27 protein-coding genes are annotated in these 26,400 nt (G+C 29.6%); 26 read left to right on the top strand and 1 reads right to left on the bottom strand.

All coding sequences use genetic code 11. The features are described 5' to 3' along the window. The first annotated feature begins 170 nt into the window (after positions 1-170). The 6 genes from BET03_RS04435 (at position 171) to BET03_RS04465 (ending at position 7,914) form a co-directional block, all read left to right on the top strand. Complete coding sequence (locus tag BET03_RS04435; RefSeq protein ID WP_120167718.1) at positions 171-575, top strand: NUDIX hydrolase; 405 nt, start codon at positions 171-173, stop codon at positions 573-575. 42 nt (positions 576-617) lie between these two features. Beyond that, complete coding sequence (gene whiA / locus BET03_RS04440; RefSeq protein WP_120167720.1) at positions 618-1,610, top strand: DNA-binding protein WhiA; 993 nt, start codon at positions 618-620, stop codon at positions 1,608-1,610. Next, positions 1,579-1,845 carry an HPr family phosphocarrier protein gene (locus tag BET03_RS04445; RefSeq protein WP_120167722.1) on the top strand — a complete coding sequence of 89 codons (267 nt, stop codon included), beginning with the start codon at positions 1,579-1,581 and terminating at the stop codon, positions 1,843-1,845. Before whiA ends, BET03_RS04445 begins: the two co-directional genes overlap by 32 nt. 222 nt (positions 1,846-2,067) lie before the next feature. Further along, entirely contained in the window at positions 2,068-3,009 is a 942-nt protein-coding gene (locus BET03_RS04455; RefSeq protein ID WP_183108719.1) for an HD-GYP domain-containing protein, read from the top strand. Positions 3,010-3,095: 86 nt separating this feature from the next. Further along, a complete protein-coding gene (locus BET03_RS04460; RefSeq protein ID WP_120167728.1) occupies positions 3,096-4,394 on the top strand; it encodes a DRTGG domain-containing protein in 1,299 nt (432 codons plus the stop codon). A 40-nt stretch (positions 4,395-4,434) separates the two neighbouring features. After that, on the top strand, positions 4,435-7,914 hold the full coding sequence (locus BET03_RS04465) for a DNA polymerase III subunit alpha (protein ID WP_120167730.1): 3,480 nt from the start codon (positions 4,435-4,437) through the stop codon (positions 7,912-7,914). Here the strand turns inward: BET03_RS04465 and BET03_RS04470 are convergent. After that, a complete protein-coding gene (locus BET03_RS04470) occupies positions 7,911-8,354 on the bottom strand; it encodes a hypothetical protein (protein WP_120167732.1) in 444 nt (147 codons plus the stop codon). The genes BET03_RS04465 and BET03_RS04470 overlap by 4 nt on opposite strands. Positions 8,355-8,511: 157 nt before the next feature. On the opposite strand from BET03_RS04470, the gene BET03_RS04475 reads away from it, so the two are divergent. The 20 genes from BET03_RS04475 (at position 8,512) to BET03_RS04560 (ending at position 26,371) form a co-directional block, all read left to right on the top strand. Then, entirely contained in the window at positions 8,512-8,703 is a 192-nt protein-coding gene (locus BET03_RS04475; RefSeq protein ID WP_120167734.1) for a hypothetical protein, read from the top strand. A gap of 89 nt (positions 8,704-8,792) precedes the next feature. Continuing rightward, complete coding sequence (gene pfkA, locus BET03_RS04480) at positions 8,793-9,752, top strand: 6-phosphofructokinase (RefSeq protein WP_120167736.1); 960 nt, start codon at positions 8,793-8,795, stop codon at positions 9,750-9,752. A 13-nt stretch (positions 9,753-9,765) separates the two neighbouring features. Then, positions 9,766-11,523 (top strand): pyruvate kinase, encoded by a 1,758-nt coding sequence (gene pyk, locus BET03_RS04485; protein ID WP_120167738.1) that lies wholly within the window; start codon positions 9,766-9,768, stop codon positions 11,521-11,523. 139 nt (positions 11,524-11,662) lie between these two features. Continuing rightward, positions 11,663-12,076, top strand: a complete 414-nt coding sequence (locus BET03_RS04490; RefSeq protein ID WP_120167740.1) for an acyl-CoA thioesterase — start codon at positions 11,663-11,665, stop codon at positions 12,074-12,076. A 10-nt stretch (positions 12,077-12,086) separates the two neighbouring features. After that, positions 12,087-12,482, top strand: coding sequence for an FxsA family protein (locus BET03_RS04495; protein WP_120167742.1), 396 nt, complete (start codon positions 12,087-12,089; stop codon positions 12,480-12,482). Between the two features lie 4 nt (positions 12,483-12,486). Further along, positions 12,487-13,497 (top strand): aldo/keto reductase, encoded by a 1,011-nt coding sequence (locus BET03_RS04500; protein WP_120167744.1) that lies wholly within the window; start codon positions 12,487-12,489, stop codon positions 13,495-13,497. A gap of 138 nt (positions 13,498-13,635) precedes the next feature. Then, positions 13,636-15,000, top strand: coding sequence for a 23S rRNA (uracil(1939)-C(5))-methyltransferase RlmD (gene rlmD, locus BET03_RS04505; protein WP_120167746.1), 1,365 nt, complete (start codon positions 13,636-13,638; stop codon positions 14,998-15,000). 513 nt (positions 15,001-15,513) lie between these two features. Continuing rightward, positions 15,514-16,233 (top strand): diphosphate--fructose-6-phosphate 1-phosphotransferase, encoded by a 720-nt coding sequence (locus BET03_RS13905; RefSeq protein WP_279230337.1) that lies wholly within the window; start codon positions 15,514-15,516, stop codon positions 16,231-16,233. Positions 16,234-16,412: 179 nt separating this feature from the next. After that, a complete protein-coding gene (locus tag BET03_RS13910) occupies positions 16,413-16,733 on the top strand; it encodes a 6-phosphofructokinase (RefSeq protein ID WP_279230338.1) in 321 nt (106 codons plus the stop codon). Between the two features lie 117 nt (positions 16,734-16,850). Next, entirely contained in the window at positions 16,851-17,441 is a 591-nt protein-coding gene (locus tag BET03_RS04515; protein ID WP_183108720.1) for a BglG family transcription antiterminator, read from the top strand. Between the two features lie 50 nt (positions 17,442-17,491). Then, the gene (locus BET03_RS04520) at positions 17,492-18,871 is read left to right on the top strand and encodes a PRD domain-containing protein (protein ID WP_243096861.1); all 1,380 of its coding nucleotides are present in this window, start codon (positions 17,492-17,494) and stop codon (positions 18,869-18,871) included. A gap of 21 nt (positions 18,872-18,892) precedes the next feature. Continuing rightward, a complete protein-coding gene (locus tag BET03_RS04525) occupies positions 18,893-19,321 on the top strand; it encodes a PTS sugar transporter subunit IIA (protein WP_120167753.1) in 429 nt (142 codons plus the stop codon). Beyond that, entirely contained in the window at positions 19,309-20,076 is a 768-nt protein-coding gene (locus BET03_RS04530) for a nucleoside/nucleotide kinase family protein (protein ID WP_243096856.1), read from the top strand. The genes BET03_RS04525 and BET03_RS04530 overlap by 13 nt, the downstream gene beginning before the upstream one ends. Further along, a complete protein-coding gene (locus tag BET03_RS04535) occupies positions 20,073-21,488 on the top strand; it encodes a PTS mannitol transporter subunit IIBC (RefSeq protein WP_183108721.1) in 1,416 nt (471 codons plus the stop codon). Before BET03_RS04530 ends, BET03_RS04535 begins: the two co-directional genes overlap by 4 nt. Before the next feature lie 17 nt (positions 21,489-21,505). Continuing rightward, positions 21,506-22,762: a zinc-binding dehydrogenase gene (locus tag BET03_RS04540; RefSeq protein ID WP_120167755.1), complete on the top strand. Its 1,257-nt coding sequence runs from the start codon at positions 21,506-21,508 to the stop codon at positions 22,760-22,762. A gap of 464 nt (positions 22,763-23,226) precedes the next feature. Next, positions 23,227-24,405 carry an SWIM zinc finger family protein gene (locus BET03_RS04545; RefSeq protein WP_243096857.1) on the top strand — a complete coding sequence of 393 codons (1,179 nt, stop codon included), beginning with the start codon at positions 23,227-23,229 and terminating at the stop codon, positions 24,403-24,405. Continuing rightward, positions 24,393-24,911, top strand: coding sequence for a hypothetical protein (locus BET03_RS13790; protein WP_243096858.1), 519 nt, complete (start codon positions 24,393-24,395; stop codon positions 24,909-24,911). Before BET03_RS04545 ends, BET03_RS13790 begins: the two co-directional genes overlap by 13 nt. 320 nt (positions 24,912-25,231) lie before the next feature. Beyond that, entirely contained in the window at positions 25,232-25,594 is a 363-nt protein-coding gene (locus tag BET03_RS04550; RefSeq protein WP_120167757.1) for a VOC family protein, read from the top strand. A 150-nt stretch (positions 25,595-25,744) separates the two neighbouring features. Further along, on the top strand, positions 25,745-26,047 hold the full coding sequence (locus BET03_RS04555; protein ID WP_243096859.1) for a DUF3784 domain-containing protein: 303 nt from the start codon (positions 25,745-25,747) through the stop codon (positions 26,045-26,047). 105 nt (positions 26,048-26,152) lie between these two features. Beyond that, positions 26,153-26,371, top strand: a complete 219-nt coding sequence (locus BET03_RS04560; RefSeq protein WP_120167761.1) for a hypothetical protein — start codon at positions 26,153-26,155, stop codon at positions 26,369-26,371. Positions 26,372-26,400: the final 29 nt, after the last annotated feature.

The following is a 26,400-nucleotide window of genomic DNA, read 5'->3' on the forward strand; positions in this document are numbered from 1 at the left end:
TGAATTGATTATTAAAGTTACAAAATGAAATAGATGTGGTATAATATTATAAAAAATTATTTATAATGCAGTATACAAGAGATATTGAAATAATATTTTGATAAATTAATTTATTTTATTTATTAAATTAGTATATATTAAATATATAGTATAGTAGGAGCGTGGCTACAGTGAAGGAAGAGATAAGCTCGGGAGGTGTGGTTGTCTTTGGAAATGCCATCTTACTATTAAGAAAATATAATGGTGACTGGGTACTTCCTAAAGGTAAGGTGGAAGAAGGAGAAACTCTTAGACAAACAGCAGCTAGGGAAGTATATGAAGAAGGTGGAGTAAAAGCTAAGATAATAAAATATCTAGGAAAGATCCAGTATACATTTAGAAATAATAGAGACGAAGAAGAACTAATCCAAAAAACAGTCCATTGGTTTTTAATGGAAGCTAAAAATATGGAATGTATTCCATTAAAAGAAGAGGGCTTTATTGATGCTAAATTTATACATGTAAACAGGGTAGTTGAATTGGCAAAATATGTTGATGAAAAAAGAATAATAGAAAAGGCTATTAATGAAATATAGATAATTTTATTTAAGTCTATTTAGGCAAGGAGTAGATGTAGGATGTCTTTTTCATCAAAAACTAAAAATGAACTTTCAAGAATAGAAGTAGAGGATAAATGTTGTCAAATTGCTGAACTTTCAGCCCTTATTCGAATGAGTGGTTCAATACAAATAAGTGGTCTTGGAAAAATAAGTATTAAGTTTACTACAGAAAATGCTGCAATAGCAAGAAGAATTTTTAGTTTATTGAAAAAAATATATGATATTCATACTGAAGTAAGGGTTAGAAAAAATAGACAACTAAAAAAGAATAATAACTATTTAATGATCATTAATAATCCTATTGTTACAAATAAAGTACTTGCAGATACAGGGATTTATGAAAAAGATAAAGAACAATATTTTAATATAAATTATGGTATTCCTGAAAGATTAATTGATAAAAGATGCTGTAGACGATCTTATATAAGGGGGGCTTTCTTAGGAGGTGGCTCCTTAAGTGACCCTGAAAAGACCTATCACCTTGAATTTGTAACACATAGCAGTAAACATGCAAAAGATTTATCAAATTTGATTAATTCCTTTGATTTGAATTCAAAAATTGTTACACGAAAAGAAAATTATGTTGTATACTTAAAAGAAGGAGAACAAATTGTAGACTTGTTAAATATAATAGGTGCTCACTCAGCATTATTGAAATTAGAGAATATTCGTGTATTAAAAGAAGTTAGAAATAATATAAATAGAATAGTGAACTGTGAAACTGCAAACTTAAGTAAAACTATTAATGCTGCATTAAGACAAATAAAAAATATTCAATATATAGATGAAGTCATGGGGATTGAAAACCTTTCCAAAGGTTTAGCTGATATAGCTAGATTAAGATTACAAAATAGAGAAGCAAGTTTAAAAGAGTTAGGGCAAATGTTAAGTCCGCCCGTAGGAAAATCAGGAGTAAATCACAGACTAAGAAAAATAGAAGAGATTGCAGATAAATTAAGAATGGAGAGGGGGGAATACGATGCAATCAAAGAAGATAGTAATAAAAAATGAAGCAGGGTTACATGCTAGACCGGCTGCTTTATTTGTTCAAACAGCAGGCAAATTTATTAGTGATATTAAGGTTAAAAAAGATAATAAAGAGGCAGACGCTAAGAGTATTATGGGAATAATGGCCTTAGGTGTATCAAAAGGTGATGAAGTTCAAATAATAACACGTGGAGAAGATGAAAAAGAGGCTTTAGAGGCTTTAATAGATTTATTAGAAAATAAATTGAAAGGAGAGTAGGAAATTCCTACTCTTTTTTATTGTTTTATTGCTAGCAAAGTATAACGAGCTTTGCTCGCTTTTTTTAATTTTTTGTCAAAAAAGATGGGAATGGAGTCCTAAATTCACGAAAAATGAAAAAAATACCTTTACAGATGAAAAAAAAGGAAGAATTTGTATTATAATAAATAGTGTAGAAACAAAATTAAATAAAAAGGTTGATTGTACATGAAACACCTACCGATGAGTAAACTTAATAAAAGTATAGGATTACATAAAATTAAATATAAAGGCAGTGTAAATATGGAAATGAAAATTTCACAAGAAATAATAAAAGAAGCAGAAACACTTATAGATAGTATGATTAGTAATTTATCATTTGCAGATAATATACCAGAAGATGAAGTAAAGGATATAGTAAAGGAAGTTGTTAATTATATTTTACAAAATAATGAAATTATAAATAGACTTTATGAAATAAAGAGTATCGATAAATATACATTTAAACATAGTATAAATGTTTGTGTATTATCTATAATAACAGGAATATATTTAGATTATGGAATATATGAACTGATAGACCTTGGTATAGGTGCTATTCTTCACGATATAGGTAAAACTAAAATACCAAATAGTATTTTAAATAAGCCTGGTAAACTTACAGACGATGAATATGAAATGATAAAAAAACATTCATCATATGGTTACGAAATATTAAAATATAATATTGGATTAGATGAAAAAATAAGCAGAGTTGCATTACATCATCATGAAAAAGTAAATGGTAGAGGTTATCCATATGGGAAAAGGGAAAATGAGATAGATACATACTCTAAAATAGTAGCAATAACTGATGTATATGACGCTTTAACCTCTAATAGGATTTATAGAAAGAAAATGAAGACCTTTCATGCAGTTGACTATATTATTTCCATGGCTGGATATCAATTTAACAAAAGACTGGTTCAAACCTTTGCAAAAAATATACCAATTTATTCAAAGTCTAAAGGTGTAATGTTAAGTAATGGTCATAAAGGGATTGTAATAGATGTTAGAGAAGAGTTTCCAACAAAACCAGTAGTTAAGGTATTGTATGATAGAGACTGTAAATTAAAAAATCCTTACAATATAGATTTACTTGAAAGTAAAGTTATAACAGTAGTAGATACCCTAGATGATATATAATATTACTTTTGTTATAATAAAGATAGTGATATATTCACTATCTTTTTCTCATTTTTGTGGGATACCACTATTAGGAGTGTATAATAATGACGAAGCATGAAAAAATTCTTAAGTATATTGAAAACCTAGAAGTTGGAACTAAAATATCCGTAAGAAGTGTAGCTAACAAATTAAATGTTAGTGAAGGAACTGCTTATAGAGCCATAAAAGAGGCAGAAAGTATGGAACTTGTAAAGACTATGCCGAGGGTTGGAACTGTAAGGATAGAGAAAACAGAAAAAGGAAATATAGAAAAGCTTTCTTTTGCAGAAGTAGTTAATATAGTAGAAGGAACTATATTAGGTGGCTCAGAAGGACTTCATAAGATGCTCAATAAGTTTATAATAGGGGCTATGACCGTAAATGAAATGAAAAAATATTTATCACCAGGGAGTTTACTTATAGTAGGAGACAGAGAAGAGGCCTATGATATGGCACTAGATAATGGATGTGCAGTTTTAATAACTGGTGGATTTGATTGTAGTGACTATATAAAAAATAAAGCAAACAAAAAGAAATTACCAATTATATCTACTTCCTATGATACCTTTACAATAGCAACAATTATTAATAAAGCAATATTTGATAGAATGATAAAAAAAGAAATACTACTTGTGGAAAACATTATGAATAATAATCCGCCATATTTACACGAAAATCAATCTATAGGACATTGGAAAAACTACGTTATGAATAAAAAGACAAGCAATTTTCCTGTAGTAGATAGACAATTATCAGTAGTAGGAATTGTTACTCCTAAAGAAGTAGCAGGTTATGATGATGAGGTGTTTATAAAGGATGTTATGATTAAAAATCCTATAACAGTTGCTAAAACTACTTCAGTAGCTTATGTTTCTCATCTAATGATATGGGAAAATATCGAAATACTTCCTGTAGTTGAAAACAAAAAATTAGTAGGAATTGTAACTAGACAGGATGTTATAAAGGCATTAAGACATTTTAAAAGCCAACCACATTTAGGAGAAACTGTTGAAGATTTAGTTATAGATAATTTTGAAGTAGAAATAATGAATAATGGGTTAAAATTTAAAGGTAAAGTAGTACCACTCATGCTAGACCAGCTAGGTGCAGCTAGCTGTGGAAATCTAAGCTTATTAATGACAACAGCAGGTACAATTACTATTAAAGAGAAAAAGCATTTAGATGTATTTCCTGATAGTCTTATGGTATACTTTTTAAAACCACTGCAAGTAGATAGTGAAATTGAAATTGTAACTAATATAATTGATATAGGAAGAAGTTTTTGTAAAGTTGACATTGAAGTAATACATCAAAAGAAAGTTGTTGCTAAAGCAATGATGTCAACTAAAATATTGAAAAAGTAAAAACTAGACTTCTAAATATAACAAAACAGGAAGTGATGTTATGTCTAAAGATAAGTTTGTTCATTTACATGTCCATACTGAATATAGTCTTTTAGATGGAGCTTCAAGAATAAAAAATCTTATATCTAGGGTAAAAGAGCTAGGAATGGATAGTGTGGCTATTACTGACCATGGTGCTATGTTTGGTATAGTACAGTTTTATAAAGAGGCTGTGCGCCAAGGGATAAAGCCAATTATTGGCTGTGAAGTATATATATCTAAAGGCAAGTATACTGAAAAAGACCCTAAAAGAGATAAGAACCAATACCATTTAGTCTTACTAGCCGAAAATCAAAAAGGGTATTCTAATCTTATAAAAATTGTTTCTGAAGGATATGTAAATGGATTTTATTATAAACCTAGAGTAGATAGTTCTGTTTTAGAAAAGTATAATGAAGGAATTATTGCATTAAGTGCATGTCTTGCAGGTGAAGTTCAACATCATTTACTAAATAATAATTATAAAAAGGCAAAGGAAGTGGCACTAAGATATAATAATATCTTTGGTCAAGGAAATTTCTATCTTGAACTACAAGACCATGGAATAAGGGAACAAAAAATTATAAACCAAGAACTTATTAAGCTTAGTAGAGAAACTAATATTCCACTTGTAGCAACAAATGATGTTCACTATATTAACAAAGAAGATGCAAAAGTACATGATGTTTTACTTTGCATACAGACAGGAAAAACAATAGATGAAGAAGATAGAATGAAATTTCCTACATCAGAATTTTATTTAAAATCTCTAGATGAGATGGAGAAGCTATTTCCTAAAGAAGCTATAGAAAATACAGTTAAAATAGCAGAAAGATGTAATGTTGATTTTGATTTTAATACATTACATTTGCCTGAATATAAGGTACCTGAAGGTTATACTAACTCCGAGTATCTAAGGAAATTATGCTATGAAGGCTTAGAAAAAAGATATGAAACAGTGACTGAAGAAGCCAAAAAAAGACTTGAACATGAGCTAAATGTAATTGAGAGCATGGGCTATGTTGATTACTTCCTAATAGTTTGGGATTTTATCAAGTATGCTAAAGATAATAACATAATGGTAGGTCCAGGAAGGGGCTCAGCTGCTGGAAGTCTTGTATCATATTGCCTTGGTATTATAGATATAGATCCTTTAAAATATGGTCTTATCTTTGAAAGATTTCTAAACCCTGAAAGGGTAACTATGCCAGATATAGATATAGATTTCTGCTATGAGAGAAGAGAGGAAGTTATAGATTACGTTGTTAGAAAATACGGAGAAGATAGGGTTGCCCAAATAGCAACTTTTGGTACCATGGCAGCTAGAGGAGCAATTAGAGATGTGGGAAGGGCCCTTAATATTTCATATGGAAAAGTAGATTTAATTGCTAAGCAAATCCCTATGGAATTGGGAATGACTATAGATAAAGCCTTGGGAATAAATAATAAGTTAAAAGAAATGTATGAGGAAGATGAAGAAGTAAAGGAATTAATTGATTTATCTAGGGCAGTAGAAGGTCTGCCAAGACATACTTCCACACATGCAGCAGGAGTTGTTATATCTAAGCTTCCTGTAACAGACTATGTACCATTATCTAGAAATAATGATTGTATTACAACACAGTTTACTATGACTGAACTAGAAGAGCTTGGATTACTAAAAATGGACTTTTTAGGATTAAGAACCCTTACTGTAATAAGGAATGCAATAAATTTAGTAGAACAAAATCATGGTATAAAAATAGATTTTTCAAATTCTAATTATGATGATCCAAATGTGTACAAACTATTTAGCAAAGGAGATACACTAGGGATATTCCAGTTTGAAAGTAGTGGTATGAGACAGTTTCTTAAGGAACTAAAACCTACATCTTTTGAGAATATAGTTGCAGCAAACTCATTATTTAGACCCGGTCCAATGAAACAAATCCCAACATATATTGAAAATAAAAATAATCCAGAGAAAATAAAATATCTACACCCTAAGCTTGAACCTATATTAAGTGTAACATATGGTTGTATGGTGTATCAGGAACAGGTTATGCAAATTGTAAGGGATATTGGCGGATTTTCCATGGGCCGTTCTGATTTAGTTAGAAGAGCCATGGGTAAAAAGAAAATGGATGTAATGGAGAAGGAAAGAAGACATTTTATTTACGGTAAAAAGAATGAAAGTGGAGAAATTGAAATATCAGGAGCTATAAGAAATGGTGTCGATGAAGAAATTGCTAATAAGATTTATGACCAAATGATAGATTTCGCAAAATATGCTTTTAATAAATCTCATTCAGCTGCATATGCAGTATTGGCATATCAAACAGCTTGGCTTAAATATTATTATCCAGTAGAATTTTTTGCTGCTTTAATATCTAGTGTAATGGGAAATTCTAATTCAGTATCATTATATATTCAAGAGTGTAAAAGGTTAAGAATTAAAATACTTCCCCCTGATATTAATGAAAGCTATAGAGATTTTACTGTTTCTGATGGTAAAATAAGATTTGGTCTTGCGGCAGTAAAGAATGTTGGAGATTCAGCTATTGATGCAATAGTTAAGGAAAGGGAAGAAAATGGAAAGTTTATAAGCTTTACAGAATTCTGCCAAAGAGTAGATATAAAACATCTAAACAAAAGAACAGTAGAAAGCTTAATAAAATGTGGTGCCTTTGATTCACTAGGTGTATATAGATCTCAACTTCTAGCTATATACGAAAAACTGTTAGATGGAATACATCAAGATAAAAAGAGAAATATAGATGGACAATTTTCTTTATTTGATTCTTTAGATATTTCAAATGGTCCGAATATGATAGAAGATGATTTACCAGATATAAAAGAATTTCCAGAAAGAACCCTTCTAGCCATGGAAAAAGAAATGCTTGGAGTATATATAAGTGGCCATCCACTTTCTTCCTATAGTAGTGAATTAAAAAGAATATCTACTGTAAATAGTAGTGAAATAAATGAAATTAGTGAAAATGTTGAAGAAAAAAATCATGCTTCTACCCTTAAAGATGGTAGTCGAGTTATTATGGGAGGAATAATTGTTGAGAAAAAGAACAAAATAACAAAGAATAATAATATGATGGCCTTTGCAACATTTGAAGATTTATACGGGACTGTAGATTTAATTATATTTCCAGCAACATATGATAAATATTCCAAGTATATTGAAGAAGACAATATTGTGGTAGTAGAAGGAAGATTAAGTATAAGTGAGGAAGAAAATCCTAAAATTATTTGTGAAAAAATAACCCCACTTGTAAAAACAAATAAAGAAAAATTATACTTGAAGGTGCCAAGAAATAAATCCCTTAATTTATTAAATAACTTAAAAGTAATATTATCTAGACACTCAGGAAATATTCCTGTATATGTATATATAGAAAAGGATAAGAAAACAATAATGGCTGATAGAAATTACTGGGTTAATGTTGAAGATGAAAACTTAATAAGAGAATTAGAAAAAATATTAGGTAAAGATTGTATAAAAGTATGTTAATATATATCTATAGAAGCTGTTGCTGCTATAACACATACTATATCATCTAAAAAAGTATTAACTTTATTTTTAGAAAGCATTTTTCTTATCATATCTATTTTTTCTTTTTGCAAATAAGAATAATATATTATTGCTTCAGGTGTAAATTCATATAAAATACTAATTGCTAATACTTTGTCTAAATCAAAATATGTATTTTTATCACCTATTAATTGCTGAAGGGGGTCCGGTAGCAAATTATTTTCTGCATAAATATCTAGAATGACTCCTAAATGAATAAAATCTTGAATTACTTTAATTGATAAAACATTAGAAACTAGTTCTTTGTATTTTGCTTTATTCTTTTCTTCTTCATCATTTTTGAGTATACTAATTAGGGAATATATTTTACTTAATGATACTCCCCTATCATTAAGTAATTTGTTAACAAGATTATTCATGTACATTCCTCCAAAAATTAATATATTTTTTGCTCTTATGTTATAATATGCAAGAAGGAACAATTTTGTTAATTATTCTGTATTAAAATGTTGAAATTAATTTTTTTTTAAGTTAGAATTATAAATTATAGAAAGACTGTATTGCGGGGGGCAGAAAATGTGGACTGCTGTACATGTAGTTGAAGGAAAAAAGACTGCTAAAGAAATAGAAAAAAGGCTGATTGAAGAAGGATTTTTAGTAAAAGTAGAGCCCTTCAGCAAGGATGGAAACAGAGAGTTATATAAGGTATTAGCGCCTGAGTTTGAAGCTGAGGAAGTTCAATCAGTTATTCTAGATTTAGGTTTTTAAGTAATCTATTTTACAATAGGAAATAAATTTTTTTGGACAAATCGGGACATAACATGTCCAACATGGCAAAAAAATAAGGAGGTAAGAAAATGAAAACAATAGCTGTCTTAACAAGTGGCGGAGATGCTCCAGGTATGAATGCAGCAATTAGAGCTGTAGTAAGGACAAGTATTTACAAAGGCCTAAAAGTAATGGGTATCAAAAAAGGCTATAATGGTTTAATTAACGGTAATATTGAGGAAATGAACTTATCTTCAGTGGCAGACATAATCCATAGAGGAGGTACAATTTTAAGAACTGCTAGATGTGAAGAATTTAAAACTGATGAGGGTCTTAATAAGGCATTAAATGTTATAAAGGTATTTGGTATTGATGGAGTAGTAGTAATAGGTGGAGATGGTTCATTCCAAGGAGCTAAAAAATTAAGTGATGCAGGAGTACCAACAATTGGTATACCTGGAACAATTGACAATGATTTAGCTTATACAGATTATACTATAGGTTTTGATACAGCTGTAAACACAGTATTAGATGCTGTAAGTAAGATTAGAGATACTTCTACTTCACACGGAAGAGCAATTATTCTAGAGGTTATGGGAAGAGATTGTGGAGATATTGCACTTTATTCAGGACTAGCTGGTGGAGCAGAAAGTGTAATAGTTCCAGAAGAAGGTTTTGATATTGATGTTGTATGCAAAAAATTAATTCAAGGTAAAAACAGAGGAAAACTACATCATATCATTATAGTAGCTGAAGGTGTAGGAAAAGCATATGAGTTTGGAAATGAAATCCAAGAGAAAACAGGTATTGAAACTAGAGTTACTGTATTAGGACATATTCAAAGAGGTGGAAGTCCAACAGCATTTGATAGAATCTTAGCAAGTAAGATGGGTTCAAGAGCTGTTGAATTATTACTAGAAGGTAAATCAGGCAGAGTAATTGGTGTTAAAGGTAATGAACTATTTGATAAGGAAATAAATGAAGCTTTAAAGGTTGAGAGGGAATTTGATAGAGATATGTATGATTTAACAAGAATACTTTCTATATAGGAGTGAGGGGAAAATGAAAAAAACTAAGATAGTTTGTACAATAGGTCCTGCTTCTGAAAAAGAAGAAGTATTGAGAGATCTTATAAAAAATGGTCTTAATGTAACAAGATTAAACTTTTCACATGGAGATTTTCAAGAACATAAAAGTAGAATTGAATCAGTAAAAAAGCTAAGAGAAGAATTGAATAAACCTGTCGCTATTATGTTAGATACTAAAGGACCTGAGATTAGAACAGGAAAGTTTAAAAATGGAGAAGCTGAGCTTAAGGAAGGTCAAGAGTTCACTCTAACAACTAGAGATGTTTTAGGAAATGAGGAGATATGTAATATTACATACAAAGGGTTACCTAATGATGTAAAAGAGGGTGACACAATACTAATTGATGACGGACTAATAGCTTTAAAGGTAAAAGAAATTGTTGATGGTACAGATATAAAGTGTATTGTTGAAAATCCAGGAGTAGTTAAGAACAAAAAAGGTGTAAATGTTCCAGGAGTAAAAATTAATTTACCTGCTATAACAGAAAAGGACAAAAATGATATTGAATTTGGAATAGAAAATGGAGTAGATTTTATAGCAGCTTCATTCATTAGAAAGGCTGCAGACGTATTAGAAATAAGAAAGATTTTAGAAGATAATAATGCAGATGATATTCAGATAATATCAAAGATTGAGAACCAAGAAGGTGTTGACAATATAGATGAAATTATAGAAGTGTCAGATGGTATAATGGTAGCTAGAGGGGATTTAGGTGTTGAAATACCAACTGAAGAAGTACCTCTAGTGCAGAAAATGATAATAAAGAAATGTAATGAGGCAGGAAAGCCAGTTATTACAGCAACACAAATGTTAGATTCAATGATAAGAAACCCAAGACCTACAAGGGCAGAGGTTACAGATGTTGCAAATGCAATTCTTGATGGTACAGATGCAATAATGCTTTCAGGAGAAACTGCAGCTGGTAAATACCCAGTTGATGCAGTAAGAACAATGGCAAATATTGCAGAAAGAACGGAGTCTTCATTAGATTATGAAGATATATTAAGGTCTAAGAAAGTTGGAAAAGATATTACAATAACAAATGCTATAAGTCATGCTACTTGTGAAACAGCAAAAGATTTAGGTGCTGCAGCTATTATAACTGCTACATCATCTGGTTATACAGCTAAAGCAGTATCTAAATTTAGACCAGAATCACCAATTGTAGCAGCAACAGCAAGTGAAAAAGTTGCAAGAAGATTAGCGTTAGTTTGGGGAGTTTATCCTGTTATTACAGAACAAAGTGGTTCTACTGATGAAGTTATAGATATTTCTGTAAAGAAAGCCTTAGAAAAAGGACTAATAAATAATGGTGATTTAGTAGTTATTACTGCAGGAGTACCAGTTGGAGTTTCAGGAACTACTAACCTAATTAAGGTTCATATAGTAGGAGAGGTACTAATTAAAGGTACAGGTATAGGTAAAAAATCTGCAGTAGGAAAAGTTTGTGTTGCATTGAATGCTAAAGAGGTAGAGGAAAAATTCAATGAAGGAGATATTCTAGTAACTACTTCAACTGATAAAGACATGGTAAAATATATGGAAAAGGCATCAGCAATAATAACTGAAAAGGGAGGATTAACTTCCCATGCAGCTATAGTTGGTTTAAATCTAGGTAAACCAACTATAGTAGGAGCAGAAGGTGCAACTGAAGAATTAAAAGATGGAGAAACTGTTACTGTAGATAGTATAAGAGGATTAGTATATAGAGGAGAAACAAAAGTATTATAAAAAAGAGGCCAATTTGGCCTCTTTTTTATAATATATTAGGATTATATTTATTGTTATTTTACTTTTTTTACATAAAAATTTATAATAATATTAAAGTTTTACCTGTTTTAACAATAAACATATTATTGGAGGGGACAAAATGGTAAGTGAAACTAATATAAGAGCAAGGTATTCAGAAACAGACCAAATGGGGGTTATATATCATGCTAATTATTTAAATTGGTTTGAAATTGGAAGAACAGAGTTTTTTAGAAAACTAGGAAAGGATTATAGGGAACTAGAAGAAGAAAATGTATTACTTCCTGTAATAGATGTAGGATGTAAATATATAAAAGCTGCAAAATATGATGATGAAATAATAATTAAGACTAAATTAGTAAAACTTAAAGGAGTAAGGTTAGAGTTTAATTATGAAATAATTAGAAAAGAAGATAATGTTCTTTTAGCAGAAGGATATACAAAACATGCCTTTGTAGATAAACAGTTAAAGCCAATAAATTTCAGAAAGAAGTATAAAGATATATGGAATAAGCTTAAAGAAGTTTTAGAATAGGAGGTAGCTAATGTTATTAAAATTAATTCTTCTCTTTACATTAACTCCTTTAGTTGAATTATTTTTCCTAATAAAGCTTGCCCAGATTACAAGTACATGGACAACTATTGGAATAGTATTTTTAACAGGGATTGTAGGGGCTTATCTAGCAAAAAGTCAAGGAAAATTAATTTTAACTAGAATAAAAATAGAATTAAATGAAGGAAGAATACCAGGTAACCAATTACTCAATGGATTATGTGTATTAATTGGAGGGGCATTACTTTTAACCCCTGGAATTATAACTGATGTTTTTGGTTTTATGTTAGTTATTCCAGGAACAAGAGAAATATTTAAAACAATTATAAGAAGGAAATTTAAGAAAATGATAGAAACAGGTAATATAAACATTTATTTTAGGAGGTAATTAAATGGAAAAGAGGAGACTGGGAAGGACTAATTTTGAGATTTCTGTAATAGGTTTTGGGGGAATTCCTATTCAAAGAGTAGATAAAAAAACAGCTATAGCTTTAATAAAAAAAGCAAAGGAAGAAGGAATTAACTTTATAGATACTGCAAGGGTATACGGAAAAAGTGAAGAACTTATTGGATATGCCCTAGAAGAATGTGGAAGGGATAATTTTATATTAGCAACAAAGTCCATGGAAAGAGATTATGAAGGAATGAAAAAGGAAATTGAAATTAGCTTAAAGAATTTAAAGACAGATGTAATTGACCTATACCAAATACATAATGTAAAAAGTAAAGAGGAATACAAAAAAATAATGTCTGAAGATGGAGCATACAAAGCATTATTAGAGGCTAAGGAAAAGGGATTAATTAGGGAGATAGGAATAACAAGTCATAAGCTACATATTTTAGAAGAAGCAATTGAAACAGGTAAATTCTCTACAATACAGTTTCCATATAGCCCTGTTGAAAGACAAGCAGAGGATTTATTTAAAAGAGCTAAAGAATTAGATATTGGGGTTATAGTAATGAAGCCTTTAGCTGGTGGTGCTATTAAAAATGCAGAGTTATCTTTAAGGTTTATAGTTGAGAACTCCAATGTATCAGTAGTAATACCTGGAATGGCTAAAATAGAGGAAATAGTAGAAAACTCTTCTGTTGGTAATAATTATAGACCATTAAGTGAAGAAGAAAGGGAGATTATATTAAAGGAAGCTGAAGAATTAGGAAGTGAATTTTGTAGAAGATGTGGCTACTGTGGACCATGTCCACAGGGAATAGATATTCCACTACAATTTATTATGGAAGGATATTATTTAAGATATGACCTTAAAGATTGGGCATTAGAAAGGTATAAGACACTTAAGGCAAAGGCAAGTGATTGTATAGAGTGTGGAAAATGTGAACCAAAATGTCCATATGACCTACCTATTAGAAAAATGTTAAAAAGGGTAAGTAAAAACTTAGGATAAGGTATAACATTAAATTTAATGTTAATAATACATAATAAAATTTGATATAATAAGGGCAGACTGATTCTAATTTATGTGGCACACCTTTGGTGTGTCTTCTTTTTTGAATAAGCAAAAGAAGAATAGAGGTGAATGATAATGGATTTACCAGTTAAGAAAAATAATATATATGATGTTGAGATTACAGATCTAAATCATAGAGGCCAAGGAGTAGCTAAAATAGAAGGTTTTACTATATTTATAGACAACGGAACTATTGGAGATAAGGGTAAGGTAAAAATAGTTGAACTAAAGAAAAATTACGGGATAGGTGAAATGATTAGTATTACAGAACCATCAAAGGATAGAATACAGCCAAAGTGTCCAATTTCATTTACCTGTGGAGGGTGTCAACTTCAAGATTTAGATTATAGGTCCCAACTTAATATAAAGACAAATAAAGTCAAAAAGGATATTGAGAAAATAGCTGGATTTGAGGATGTAATAATACATGATACTTTAGGAATGGATAGTCCATATAGATATAGGAATAAAGCACAGTTTCCTGTAGGTTTAAAGGGTAAAAAAATATCAATAGGTTTCTATAGAAGGGGTACCCATGAGATAGTTGATACAAAGTCATGTATTATTCAGCATGAAATTAATGATGAAGTAATTAAGATAGTAAAAGATTATATGAAAAAGTTTAATATAAAGCCTTATAATGAAAAAACAGGTAAAGGGATAATAAGGCATATATTAACTAAAACAGCTTTTAAAACTGGAGATGTTATGGTAGTAGTAATAACTAATGGTAATAAATTACCCTACAAAGACGAGTTAATAAAAGAGCTAAAGGATAAGGTAAAAAATTTAAAAACAGTAGTACAAAATATAAACACCAAAAGAACAAATGTTATATTAGGACCTAAAAGTAGAGTATTATATGGTGATGGAAGAATAGTAGATTATATAGAAAATCTTAAATTTAATATTTCAGCAGAATCGTTCTTTCAAGTAAACCCTATGCAGACAGAAGTATTATATAATAAAGCATTAGATTATGCTAACCTAAAAGGAGATGAAACAGTATTTGACTTATACTGTGGTATAGGAACCATATCATTATTCCTTGCAAGAAAAGCTAAAAAAGTCCATGGAATAGAAGTTGTAGAACAGGCAATTCTTGATGCAAGGGAAAATGCCAAGATGAATAATATAGATAATGTTGAATTTTACACAGGTAAAGCAGAGGATATTTTCCCTAAATTATACAAACAGGGTATAAAAGCAGATGTAGTTGTTGTAGACCCACCAAGAAAGGGATGTGATGAGTCGGTTTTAGATACAATAGCAAAAATGCAGCCGAAAAGGATAGTATATGTATCCTGTAACCCATCAACTTTAGCAAGGGATTTAAAATACTTAGATGAGAAGGGATACAAAACATTAGAAATACAGCCTGTAGACATGTTCCCTCATACTATGCACGTTGAGTGCTGTGTGTTGATAACTAAAAAATAAATTTTAAATAGTTTTTATAAATCAATTTGTTCTAGAAGTAATCCATTAGTAAATTCCATAACTATCAGATTATTACAAAGTCTTGCTAACGTATTACGCAAGGCTTTTTTTATTTTTCAGGGTTGTTTTTACCACTCTAACACCGCTAGGGAATGAAGGTTGATGAACTTCCACCTTTCCTAAAATAAAACTGACTATTTATTAAGAGTAGTATCTTAAAGGGTACTTATAAGACCGATTATGTAAAGAGAGTAGAAACACCTAAGACCGAAATTCTTCCTAGGGTCTTCTTCAGATTCTATCTCAACATGGATACTCTGGCTTTGGCTAGGGATTCCTACTACTAATCCCATATTGGACTTTAACTGTCAAGTTATCGCCCATTCTAGTTGCATTTTAAAAATTTTGTCATTATACAAAGATGACGAAATTACCATTTCTTTAAGTTGAAATATTCCTAAAATTCATAATACAATAAATTCATAAGATCCAAAAAGGAGTGATTGTACAATTATGAGGAACAATTTACTTATAGCCCAATCAGGAGGGCCAACCTCTGCAATTAATGCAACACTATCTGGAATATTAAAACTAGCAAGTATTAGTGATAAAGTAGATAATATATACGGTGCAAAAAACGGTATAGAAGGTGTTCTCAAGGAAAAGTTTATAGACCTAAATGATTTAACAAAGGATGTAAATAATCTTAATAAACTATCACTTACACCAGGAGCAGCCCTTGGATCTTGTAGATATAAACTAAAGGATATTAATAATAGCCATGAAGAATGTAAAAAAATTATAGATATATTTACCAAATACAATATTTCATACTTTATATACATTGGTGGAAACGATTCAATGGACACAGTTATGAAGTTATCTCTGTATTGCAAGAAAAACAACATAGATACTATAAAAATAATAGGAGCTCCTAAAACAATAGACAACGACCTAGAAGAAATAGATCATACCCCTGGATTTGGATCAGCTGCAAAATATATTGCAACTACATTTGCTGAACTTGAAAGAGATATTTCGGTATATGAATTAAATAGTGTAACAATAGTTGAGGTAATGGGTAGAAATGCAGGCTGGTTAACAGCTGCATCAGCACTTTCAAGAATTAACGGAAATAGTGGACCAAGTTTGATTTATTTATGTGAAAATGTATTTGATGAAAATAAATTTGTAGAAGATATTAAAGAAAAACTAAAGACAAAAAAAATATAATAATTGCAATAAGTGAAGGATTAAAAACTAAAGATGGAAATTACTTATCATTTAAAAATAAAACTAATAAAATAACTGACGTATTTGGACATGCATATATTTCAGGTGCTGGAAAATATTTAGAACAATTAGTAGAAAAAGAAATAGGTTGTAAAGTAAGGTCAATAGAACTAAACCTTATGCAAAGATGTTCCATGCATATTGCAAGTGCAACGGATATTAGAGAATCTTCAATGCTTGGAATGAAGGCCATTCAATTGGCATTGGAAGGAAATACCGGTCAAATGGCATCTCTAAAAAGAGTGAAAGCTAATGATTACAAAATAGAGTATACATCAGTTCCCATAGAAAAAGTAGCAAACAGGGAAAGAAAAATTCCAAAAGAGTGGATAACTCGAAATTATATTAAGGATGAATTATTTAATTATCTTTTACCCCTTATTCAAGGAGAAGTAGATATTAATTATTATAAAGGTATACCAAGTCAATTTATATTTTAAAACCTTGTCTGTTTTAAAATTGTCCATATTTAATAATGACAATAATGATTATTTTTAAGTTAAAATAATGAGTTAAATGTAATATTATTAAAGAATAAGGAAGGGAGGGTAGGTATTGTGAAGTATTCAGCAAGATTAATTCAAATATTGTTGCTTCTACTTAGTTCAGACAAACCTATTTCCTCTGGAATTCTTGCGGAAAGTATACAAACGAGTAAACGGACTGTATTTAGAGAATTGGAAAAAGCAGATGAATACTTAAAAGAATACAATCTTAGACTAGAAACAAAACCCAAAATAGGGATTAGTATTTTGGGGAGTGAATCTGATAAAAACAAATTACTAGCTGAATTAAATAAACTAGAGTATAGTGATCCCCACGATAAAGAAGAACGCCATAATAGACTAATTTTAGAATTATTAAAACAAGAGGAACCACAAAAGACATATTATTATTCAAGTTTATTAAAAGTTAGCAATGGAACTATTAATAATGACTTAAATATTATAGAAAAGTGGTTTTTAGAGAACAATATAACTTTAGTTAGAAAGCCTGGACTTGGAATTTATCTAGATTATAAAGAAGAAGACTATAGAAAAGCATGTATAAGATACGTATATCAAGATACACATGACCCGATTAATAAACTAACCCATTTAATAGAACCTAGCATTGTAAATAAGGTAATCGCATCAATAAAAAAATAAAAAACAATAGACTAAAAGATATTTCTGAAAGTTCTTATAAAGAACTGATAATATATATATCTATAGTGACAAAGAGGATATTAATAGGAAAGAAAAATACGAAAGAAAAAAATATAAACTTAGATATCAAAAGTATGAAGGACTATGAGCTTGCAATACAGTTAATTTCATTGCTTAGTGAACAGTTCTCAATAGAGTATAACACTACAGAAATAATAGATTTATATATATACATTAAAGGTTCTAAATCACAACATATAAATGAAGATATATTTGACACAGACCATGACCTTAAATACATGATATATGAGATGATTAACCAATATGACAGTACTATTGCGTATCAACTTAAACAAGACAAAGATTTTATAAAAGGACTAATAGCTCATTTAAAACCTACAATTGTACGTTTGAAACATGGGATTGAAATTCAAAATAGATTTTTGAAAGAGATAAAAAGCATGTATCCTAAGATATACGAAAAAGCTCAAAAAGTTGCAAAGGTAATAGAAGATAGGTTTAACTTTAAAGTTCCTGAGCAAGAGATAGGTTTTCTTGCTATACACTTTGGAGGAGCTGAGGTGAAGCTAAAAAGAGATTTAAGATTTACTAGGAAAGTAGATGTAGGGGTTATTTGCTCTAGTGGAATAGGGATATCTACTTTATTATCTTCAAGAATATCTCATATTTTCCACGAAAAAGTAAGGGTGGAAACTCTTTCAACTAGTGATTTATCATCTGAGAAAATGCAAGGTATTGAAATATTAGTATCTACCTTTGATTTGAATAACTCTAAATACAAATATATTAAAGTAAATCCAATGCTTAGAGAAGAAGATGTTTTGTTAATTGCAAAAAAAATAGAAGAAGTATCCCAAAACAATAAGTTAGACATAGATGCTGACAAACCAGATATACTTAATAAGATAGATGAAATAACTTTAATAAGCAAGGAAATAAGCTCTATTCTCAAAAGTTTCAATTTATATACTGTAGATTCACATATTAAATTTGACAAAGTTATGAAGTTTGTAAGTTCAGTAATTGGAGAAGATGAAAAAAGCAAAAATTATATATACAATGATTTAAAGAAAAGGGAAGAATTATCTACTGAAGTTATACCAGAGTTTGAATTTGTACTACTACATGCAAAGACAAAAGGAGTAGATGAATCAAAATTTATATTAATAAAACCTCAGGCGTCAAGTTACTTTAAAGATGAATACTTCTCAAAATCAAAGGTAGTTGTAGTTATGTTAATACCAAAGAATGACCCAAGAAGGGTACCTGCAATTTCAAGAATAAGTAATGCTTTATTTGAAGACGAATTTTTTTTAGAAGATGTAAAAAATGGAATAAAAGAATCTGTAAAAAGCTATATAGAAACAATATTAACAGAATATCTTGCAGAGCAGATAAAAAACCTATAGACATAAAGGAGGGGATGTAAAATGCTAAAAAAAATGTTAGAAAACAACATAAATGTGGTAAAAGAGGTATCAAATTGGGAAGAAGCTATTAAAATAGCAGCTATTCCTCTAAAAGAAGGTGGATTTATAAAAGAAGAATACATTGATGCTATGATAGAAAATATAGTTAAAAATGGTCCATATGTAGTTATTATGCCAGGACTTGCTATACCACACTCAAGACCTGAAGATGGGGTATTAAAAACAGGAATATCACTTTTAAAGTTACATCAAAGTGTAAAATTTCCTGAAGGTAAAGATGTAGAGTTACTTATTGTACTAGCGGCAAACGATTCCCACATGCATTTACAGCTAATATCTGAGTTAACTAATTTACTTATGGAAGATGATGTAATGGAAAAACTATCTTGTGCAAAATCAAAAGAAGAGGTATTAAGATGCATATGCTAGATAAAATAAAATCATATAAATTTTTAGTTAACTCACTTGAAGTAAATGCAATTTATTATGAAAAAGATATAGAAAATATATTTATACCTTTACTTAAAAAATTAACAGATATGAAAAAAAATAAATCTAAGAGACTTTTAGTTTATTTAGCAGCACCACCTGGAGTTGGTAAAAGTACAATATCTTCATTTTTAGAATATCTTTCAAAAGAAAGTGAAGAAGTTGAAGAGATCCAAGCAATTGGACTTGATGGGTTTCACTATCATCAAGAATACATTAAAAACAATAAAGCAGTAGTAAATGGAGTAGAAGTGCCTATGGTAGAAGTTAAAGGATGTCCAGAGACATTTGATTTAGATAAATTAAAGTCAAAAATAAAAGCTTTAAGAAATGGAAACGTTAAGTGGCCAATATATGATAGAAGCTTACATGATGTAGTGGAAGATCAAATACTAGTTACTAAAGATATTGTGTTAATTGAAGGCAATTGGCTTTTATTAAATGAAGATGGATGGAGGGATTTGAAAGACTACTGTGATTATAGTATTTTCATAAAAGCAGATGAATTTATGGTGAAGGATAGGTTGATAAATAGAAAAATAAAAGGTGGATCATCAAAAGAGGATGCAACTAAGTTTTATGAAAAAAGCGATAGTAAAAATGTAAAAAGGGTACTAAATAATAGTCTAGATGCTGATTTAGAGCTAGAATTATTAAACAATGGAAAATATATAATAAGGGGGCAATTTAATTGAAAAAGAAAAACATGAGATCAAAAGTTCAAGCTTTCGGAGGATTTTTAACAGGAATGGTTATTCCAAATATGGGTGCATTTATTGCATGGGGATTTATAACAGCACTATTCATACCAACAGGATGGGTTCCTAATGAGTACTTTAGTAAGTTAGTCGGACCTATGATAAATTACTTACTTCCACTGTTACTTGCATATACAGGTGGTAAACTTGTAGCAGGACAAAGAGGTGGAGTAGCAGGAGCTATTGGTACATTTGGATTAATAGTAGGCGCAGAGATACCAATGTTTCTAGGGGCTATGATTATGGGGCCATTTAGTGCATATATAGTAAAGAAATTTGATGAAATGATTGAAGATAGAATACCAACTGGATTTGAAATGGTTATAAACAACTTTTCACTAGGTATAATTGGATTATTACTTTGTCTGTTCTCTTATTCATTAATAGGTCCAGTAATACTTCAAGCAAATAAAGCAGTAACTGTAGCTATAGAAGGATTAGTAAAAACAGGATTCTTACCACTTTTATCAGTTATTAACGAACCAGCAAAGGTATTATTCTTAAATAACGTAATTGACCAAGGTATTTATTATCCATTAGGAATGCAAAATACTTTAGAAGCTGGGAAATCGATTTACTTCATGGTTGCTTCTAACCCAGGACCAGGTTTAGGTTTATTACTTGCATATTCTTTATTTGGAAAAGGAACATCTAAGAAAACTGCTCCAGGAGCAATAATAATACACTTTTTAGGTGGTATACATGAAATGTACTTCCCTTATGTATTAATGAAGCCAATACTAATAATAAGTATGATACTTGGTGGAGCTTCTGGTATATTAACATTTAGTCTATTCAATGTAGGTTTAGTTGCAGGACCAAGCCCAGGATCAATATTTGCATATTTAGCATTAACACCAAAAGGAAACTTCATAGGAGTTATAGCTGGGGTATTAGTAGCTACAGCAGTGAGTTTCTCAATAACATCATTAATATTAAAATCATCTAAACAAACAGAAGAAGAGTTTGAAGAATCAGTTAAAAAGTCAAAAGAAATGAAGCAAGAAGGAAAAAAATTATTAAACCCAGCGTTAGTACAAAAAGAAGTTAGTAATTCTCCAATAAATTTTGTAGCATTTGCTTGTGATGCAGGGCTTGGAAGTAGTGCAATGGGGGCTAGTGCATTTAGAAAAAGAGTAGAAAAAGAAGGTCTTTCAATAACAGTTAAAAACTTTGCTATTGAAAAAGTACCACAAGAAGTCGATGTAATAGTAACTCATAAAAGCTTGTTAGATAGAGCAAAACTTGCTTGGCCAAACAAGAGAATAGTTACTATAGAAAACTTTATGAAAGATAGCAATATAGAACAATTATTAGAAGAATTATTAGCACAAAAGCAAAATGCTTAAAAGGGAGATGTTGACTAATGAAAACTAGGGCAGCAGTTTTAGCAGGTAAAAACAATATATATATAAGAGAGTTTGAATTACCAGAAATAAATGAAGATGAACTACTTGTAAAGATAGTATCAAATAGTATTTGTTTATCAACATATAAAGCCTTAATTAGGGGAGAAGAACATAAAAGAGTTCCAGAAAATGTTTCAAAACATCCTGCAATTACAGGACATGAATTTGCTGGAATTATAGAAAAAGTAGGAAGTAATTTAAAAGACAAATTTAAAGAAGGTCAAAGATTTGTACTTCAACCAGCTATGGGACTTGAATCAGGTTATTCAGCAGGATATAGCTACGAGTATTTTGGCGGAAATGCAACATATTGTATTATTCCCAAAATAGCAATTGACTTAGGTTGTGTACTTCCTCTTAATGGAACATACTTTGCAAATGCATCATTGTCAGAACCTATGTCCTGTATAATAGGAGCATTCCACGCAAGTTATCATACAAAGCCATATGTTTATAAACACGATATGGGAATAAAAGAAGGTGGAAAATTAGCACTTTTAGGTTGTGCTGGTCCTATGGGATTAGGTGCTATAGAATATGCTATTAATGGACCTGTAAAACCAAAATTAGTTGTAGTTGTAGATATAGATGAAGAAAGACTAAATAGAGCAGCTAGCTTAATAACAGTTGAAGGAGCAAAGGAAAAAGGGGTTGAATTAATATATTTAAATAATAAGGATATAGATGCAGTAAGTGAGTTAAGAAAATTATCAGGTGGGAAGGGATATGACGATGTATTTGTATTTGCACCTGTTAAGCAATTAATAGAAGTCGCTGATGATATATTAGGTAATGATGGTTGCTTAAACTTCTTTGCTGGCCCAACAGATAATAACTTTAAGGTGCCATTTAACTTCTACAATGTTCACTATGAGGGAACTCATATAGTTGGAACATCAGGTGGATCTACTGGAGATATGTTAGAGTCTATAGAATTATCTGAAGAGGGATTAATAAATCCATCATTTATGGTAACACATATAGGGGGATTAAATGCAGTTCCAGAAACTATAAGAAACTTACCTAATATTCCAGGTGGAAAAAAACTAATTTATCCTCATATAGAAATGGAATTAACAGCTATTAAGGATTTTGAAAAATTAGGTGAAAATGACGAGTTATTTAGGGAGTTAGCAAAAATATGTAAGAAAAACAACAATGTTTGGTGCGAAGAAGCAGAAAAGTTTTTATTAGAATTCTTTGAAAATAAATAATAATGGGATGTCTAAAAATAGAAAATAGATTCTAGGGCTGAGAAACCCTTTTAGCTCTTTGTCAATAATTGGCGGTGGGTATTCTAATAGAATACCTGCCTTTTTTTATTAGGACACAAAGGGACGGTTCTAGGACACAAAGGGACGGTTCTAGTGTGTTACTTTAAGTTGTTATCACCTTTAACCATCACAAGGGTAATAAGGAGACTTTTTGATTATCACAAATTAAAAGGAATGTAATTATTATATGTAGAGGAGTTAATTAAAATGAAAAAGAGTGAAAAAATAAAGAAGTTGTTGATACTATAGATAATCAAAATAGTAACGTAAATTTTTATTATATAGCTAATAGATTTCCTTATGGTATAATCATAGAAAGAAGCTATTGAATAAGTAGTAGTGGAAGAAGCTATTCTAAACGATGATGAATATACCATTTTAATAAAAAAGGATGATAAAATAAAATGAATATAAATAATTTTGAGAAATACGTTAATGAAATAATTTTAGATAGGGGATATAATTACTATACTTATGGAAATGTACTAGAAAAGTATGAGAAGGAAAATAATGAATATATTTTTATAGTTGCAGGAAGTCAAATTTATGAAGTAATAGTTCAGTTGGATGAAAATGGTGAAATTCTTTCTTCATATTGTAATTGTCCGTATGATTTTGGACCTATATGTAAGCATCAAGTAGCAGCTTATTTTGAAATACGCAACCATTTAAAAAGCCAACCAAACAATGAAAAAGTAAAAGATGAGGTAATGAAACAGCCAGAAATAGAAGATGTACTAAATAGTCTTTCTAAAGAAGAGTTAATAAATATTATTTTAGATATAGTTAAAAGGGATGAAACTATAAAAGATAATATTGTTTTTAGATATTCAGATAATTCTAAATTAAACCTGCCTGGTCAATGTAAAAAAATAATTAATTCAATTGTTAGAAAATATACAAGGAATGAAGGTTTTATACTATATAGAGAAGCTTATGGATTTGCAAGTGAAATGAAAGATTTACTAGAACAGATTGGAGAAATATACCAAGCTAATGATAATCCTGTATCAATATTAGATGCTACTCTTATAGTGTTGGAAGAGTCTATAAAAGCCCTTGGTTATGCAGATGATTCAGATGGATATATAGGTAGCCTAATATCAGAGATATTTGAGTATATACAAGAAATTGCATATGATTCAAAAAAATTAGATACAAATTTAAGAAGAAAAATGTTTAAAAAGATATTAAACCAAGCTGATAAAGAAATTTTTCATGATTGGGATGATTACTATATTGATATAATTAATATATGTTCAGAGTTTGCAGATATTGAAGAGTTAAGAAATGATTTAAGAAGAAAAATAGAATATTTTGTTAATGAAAATATTAATGATAGATATTCCGAATATAGTATAGAAAGAATGCTTTTAATATTGTATAACATAATAAGGGAATATGGACCTAAAGAAGAAGCAGAGAAATTTATAAAGAAAAACATGAAATTTACATCATTTAGAGAGTTAGTTATAAATAAGTTTATGAAAGAAAAGGACTATTCAAAAGTTATAGAATTGGCGTTAGAAGGAGAAAGAAAGGATAAAAAATATAAAGGGTTAGTGGTAAAGTGGAAAAAATAAGATATAAGGCTTATAAAGAACTTTCACTTAAAAAAGAACAAGAAAAGCTAGCAAAAGAACTATTATTTAGTGATAGTTTTGAGTATTATAGAGAATTAAAAGAATTACACAAAGAGGATTGGGAAATTTTTTATACTAAACTAAAAGAAGAATTAAAAAGCCATAACAGTTGGTATTTTAGGGATAAATATCTAAAGGTTATAACTTTTGAAAGGGACTTACCTGAATTAATGGAATTTGTACGGGAAAATCCCAGATCTATAGAAGAATATGCAAATATGTTAGTTGATAAGTATAAAAATGAGGTTATAGATATCTATAAAAAAAGTATAATGTTAGAAGCAAGCTCATCTTCAAAGAGAAGCCATTATAGACAAGTATGTAGAATGCTTGAAAAATTTAAAAAGATAGCAGGAAAGAAAAAGCAAGGAGAAATGATAAATGAATTAAGTATTAAATATAAAAGAAGACCAGCATTTTTAGATGAGTTAGAAAAAATTAAATAATTGAAAAAAGTAAATTTTTAACATGCAGAGGGATAGTGAAAAGAATATAAGGGGACTGTCCCTTTGTGTTCTTTTATGGGGGAATTTCATTAAAAAAATCTATTAAGCACAAAAAAATAAGGGAAGAGGGTAAAAGGATCAGGCTTCACAAATTCACATAACATGAAAGGTAGTAGAAATCTTGGTTATAAATTTTATATGATAGTCTATGCGATATTTTTTAATCTAAAATATAATAACCATGCATGTTGAGTACATGGCCCTTATAAAGAATGCTACAGTTTAAAATAATATTAATTAAATAGGGAGGTAGATACTTAATGAAATTTTGTTGGGGCACAATAAAAGTTAATGACATGGAGGAGTCTCTAAAATTTTATAAGGAAATAGTTGGTTTAAAGGAAAATAGAAGGTTTAATGCTGGACCAGGAGTAGAAATTGCTTTTTTAGGAGAAGGTGAGACTCAAGTTGAATTAATATGTGATGAAAAAAATAAACAAGTTAATATTGGACCAGATATTTCTTTAGGCTTTAAAGTAAACTCAGTTGATGAAATGATGACATTTGTGAAAGAAAAAGGTATAGATATTCACAGCGGCCCATTTCAGCCTAACCCACACATAAAGTTTTTTTATGTATTAGACCCAAATGGATTAAAAATTCAATTTGTAGAATTTATTTAACATGACAAGGGACATATTTATTGTAAGTAATTCAATTTTTAGGCCTGAACCTACAATGATGCTTTTAGATATATTGCTAGTTTTTCAGAACAATGGAAAAGGAAAATAATTTTTTGGAGGTGAAACAATATATTTGTTTTGCGAATAATTTTGATTTTAATAGGTTTGACATTTATGGGTTTTGGATATGCAATCTATTTTAAAGGAAAATATAATTTAATTAATAGTTTTAAAAATGATAAGAAAAGTGGAAAATTAGATGATTCCTTTGCTAAAAGAGTTGGTATAATCGAGTTTATAGGCGGTATAACTTGTGTTGCTATAGGAATAATTAATATGTTCTTGGAGGATAGTTTTACATTGATATCGTTTGTTTTTTCCATAGTAATTATTATTACAGCATTAATCTTTAATCAAGTAAAATCTACTAAGAAAAATAATAGAGCATCATAACTGAAAATATTTCATAATTTCAAATCATGAATTGTAGACAAAAATCAACTTTTTATGAATTTGTGAAGCCATCCCCTATGCTTTCAAGAAAAGTTATTACATAATATGAAATTAGTCGATAATAGTTTGAAATCTGCTTTAGATAATATTAATAAAAACAAGCAGATAGGATGGTTTGGTGAGAAACAGTTGTTACCATATCATCTTTCAGCAATGATAGCACATGAAACTATGCATATTGGGCAAATTATTGCTTTCTGTTATACATTAGATATTGATATACCTGACTATGTAAAGGAAAGTTGGGCATTATCAGGTAAATAATCAGTAAAAAACAAGATAATTATTGTAAA

It is taken from the genome of Thermohalobacter berrensis (assembly GCF_003609645.1).
Lineage (GTDB): Bacteria > Bacillota > Clostridia > Tissierellales > Thermohalobacteraceae > Thermohalobacter > Thermohalobacter berrensis.

What these genes read in the sequence shown, in the direction of transcription:
- whiA (WP_120167720.1), top strand. Translation starts at nt 618, where the DNA reads ATGTCTTTTTCATCAAAAACTAAAAATGAACTTTCAAGAATAGAAGTA.
- BET03_RS04445 (WP_120167722.1), top strand. Translation starts at nt 1,579, where the DNA reads ATGCAATCAAAGAAGATAGTAATAAAAAATGAAGCAGGGTTACATGCT.
- BET03_RS04455 (WP_183108719.1), top strand. Translation starts at nt 2,068, where the DNA reads ATGAGTAAACTTAATAAAAGTATAGGATTACATAAAATTAAATATAAA.
- BET03_RS04460 (WP_120167728.1), top strand. Translation starts at nt 3,096, where the DNA reads ATGACGAAGCATGAAAAAATTCTTAAGTATATTGAAAACCTAGAAGTT.
- BET03_RS04465 (WP_120167730.1), top strand. Translation starts at nt 4,435, where the DNA reads ATGTCTAAAGATAAGTTTGTTCATTTACATGTCCATACTGAATATAGT.
- BET03_RS04470 (WP_120167732.1), bottom strand. Translation starts at nt 8,354, where the DNA reads ATGAATAATCTTGTTAACAAATTACTTAATGATAGGGGAGTATCATTA.
- BET03_RS04475 (WP_120167734.1), top strand. Translation starts at nt 8,512, where the DNA reads ATGTGGACTGCTGTACATGTAGTTGAAGGAAAAAAGACTGCTAAAGAA.
- pfkA (WP_120167736.1), top strand. Translation starts at nt 8,793, where the DNA reads ATGAAAACAATAGCTGTCTTAACAAGTGGCGGAGATGCTCCAGGTATG.
- pyk (WP_120167738.1), top strand. Translation starts at nt 9,766, where the DNA reads ATGAAAAAAACTAAGATAGTTTGTACAATAGGTCCTGCTTCTGAAAAA.
- BET03_RS04490 (WP_120167740.1), top strand. Translation starts at nt 11,663, where the DNA reads ATGGTAAGTGAAACTAATATAAGAGCAAGGTATTCAGAAACAGACCAA.
- BET03_RS04495 (WP_120167742.1), top strand. Translation starts at nt 12,087, where the DNA reads ATGTTATTAAAATTAATTCTTCTCTTTACATTAACTCCTTTAGTTGAA.
- BET03_RS04500 (WP_120167744.1), top strand. Translation starts at nt 12,487, where the DNA reads ATGGAAAAGAGGAGACTGGGAAGGACTAATTTTGAGATTTCTGTAATA.
- rlmD (WP_120167746.1), top strand. Translation starts at nt 13,636, where the DNA reads ATGGATTTACCAGTTAAGAAAAATAATATATATGATGTTGAGATTACA.
- BET03_RS13905 (WP_279230337.1), top strand. Translation starts at nt 15,514, where the DNA reads ATGAGGAACAATTTACTTATAGCCCAATCAGGAGGGCCAACCTCTGCA.
- BET03_RS13910 (WP_279230338.1), top strand. Translation starts at nt 16,413, where the DNA reads ATGCAAAGATGTTCCATGCATATTGCAAGTGCAACGGATATTAGAGAA.
- BET03_RS04525 (WP_120167753.1), top strand. Translation starts at nt 18,893, where the DNA reads ATGCTAAAAAAAATGTTAGAAAACAACATAAATGTGGTAAAAGAGGTA.
- BET03_RS04530 (WP_243096856.1), top strand. Translation starts at nt 19,309, where the DNA reads ATGCATATGCTAGATAAAATAAAATCATATAAATTTTTAGTTAACTCA.
- BET03_RS04540 (WP_120167755.1), top strand. Translation starts at nt 21,506, where the DNA reads ATGAAAACTAGGGCAGCAGTTTTAGCAGGTAAAAACAATATATATATA.
- BET03_RS04545 (WP_243096857.1), top strand. Translation starts at nt 23,227, where the DNA reads ATGAATATAAATAATTTTGAGAAATACGTTAATGAAATAATTTTAGAT.
- BET03_RS04550 (WP_120167757.1), top strand. Translation starts at nt 25,232, where the DNA reads ATGAAATTTTGTTGGGGCACAATAAAAGTTAATGACATGGAGGAGTCT.
- BET03_RS04560 (WP_120167761.1), top strand. Translation starts at nt 26,153, where the DNA reads ATGAAATTAGTCGATAATAGTTTGAAATCTGCTTTAGATAATATTAAT.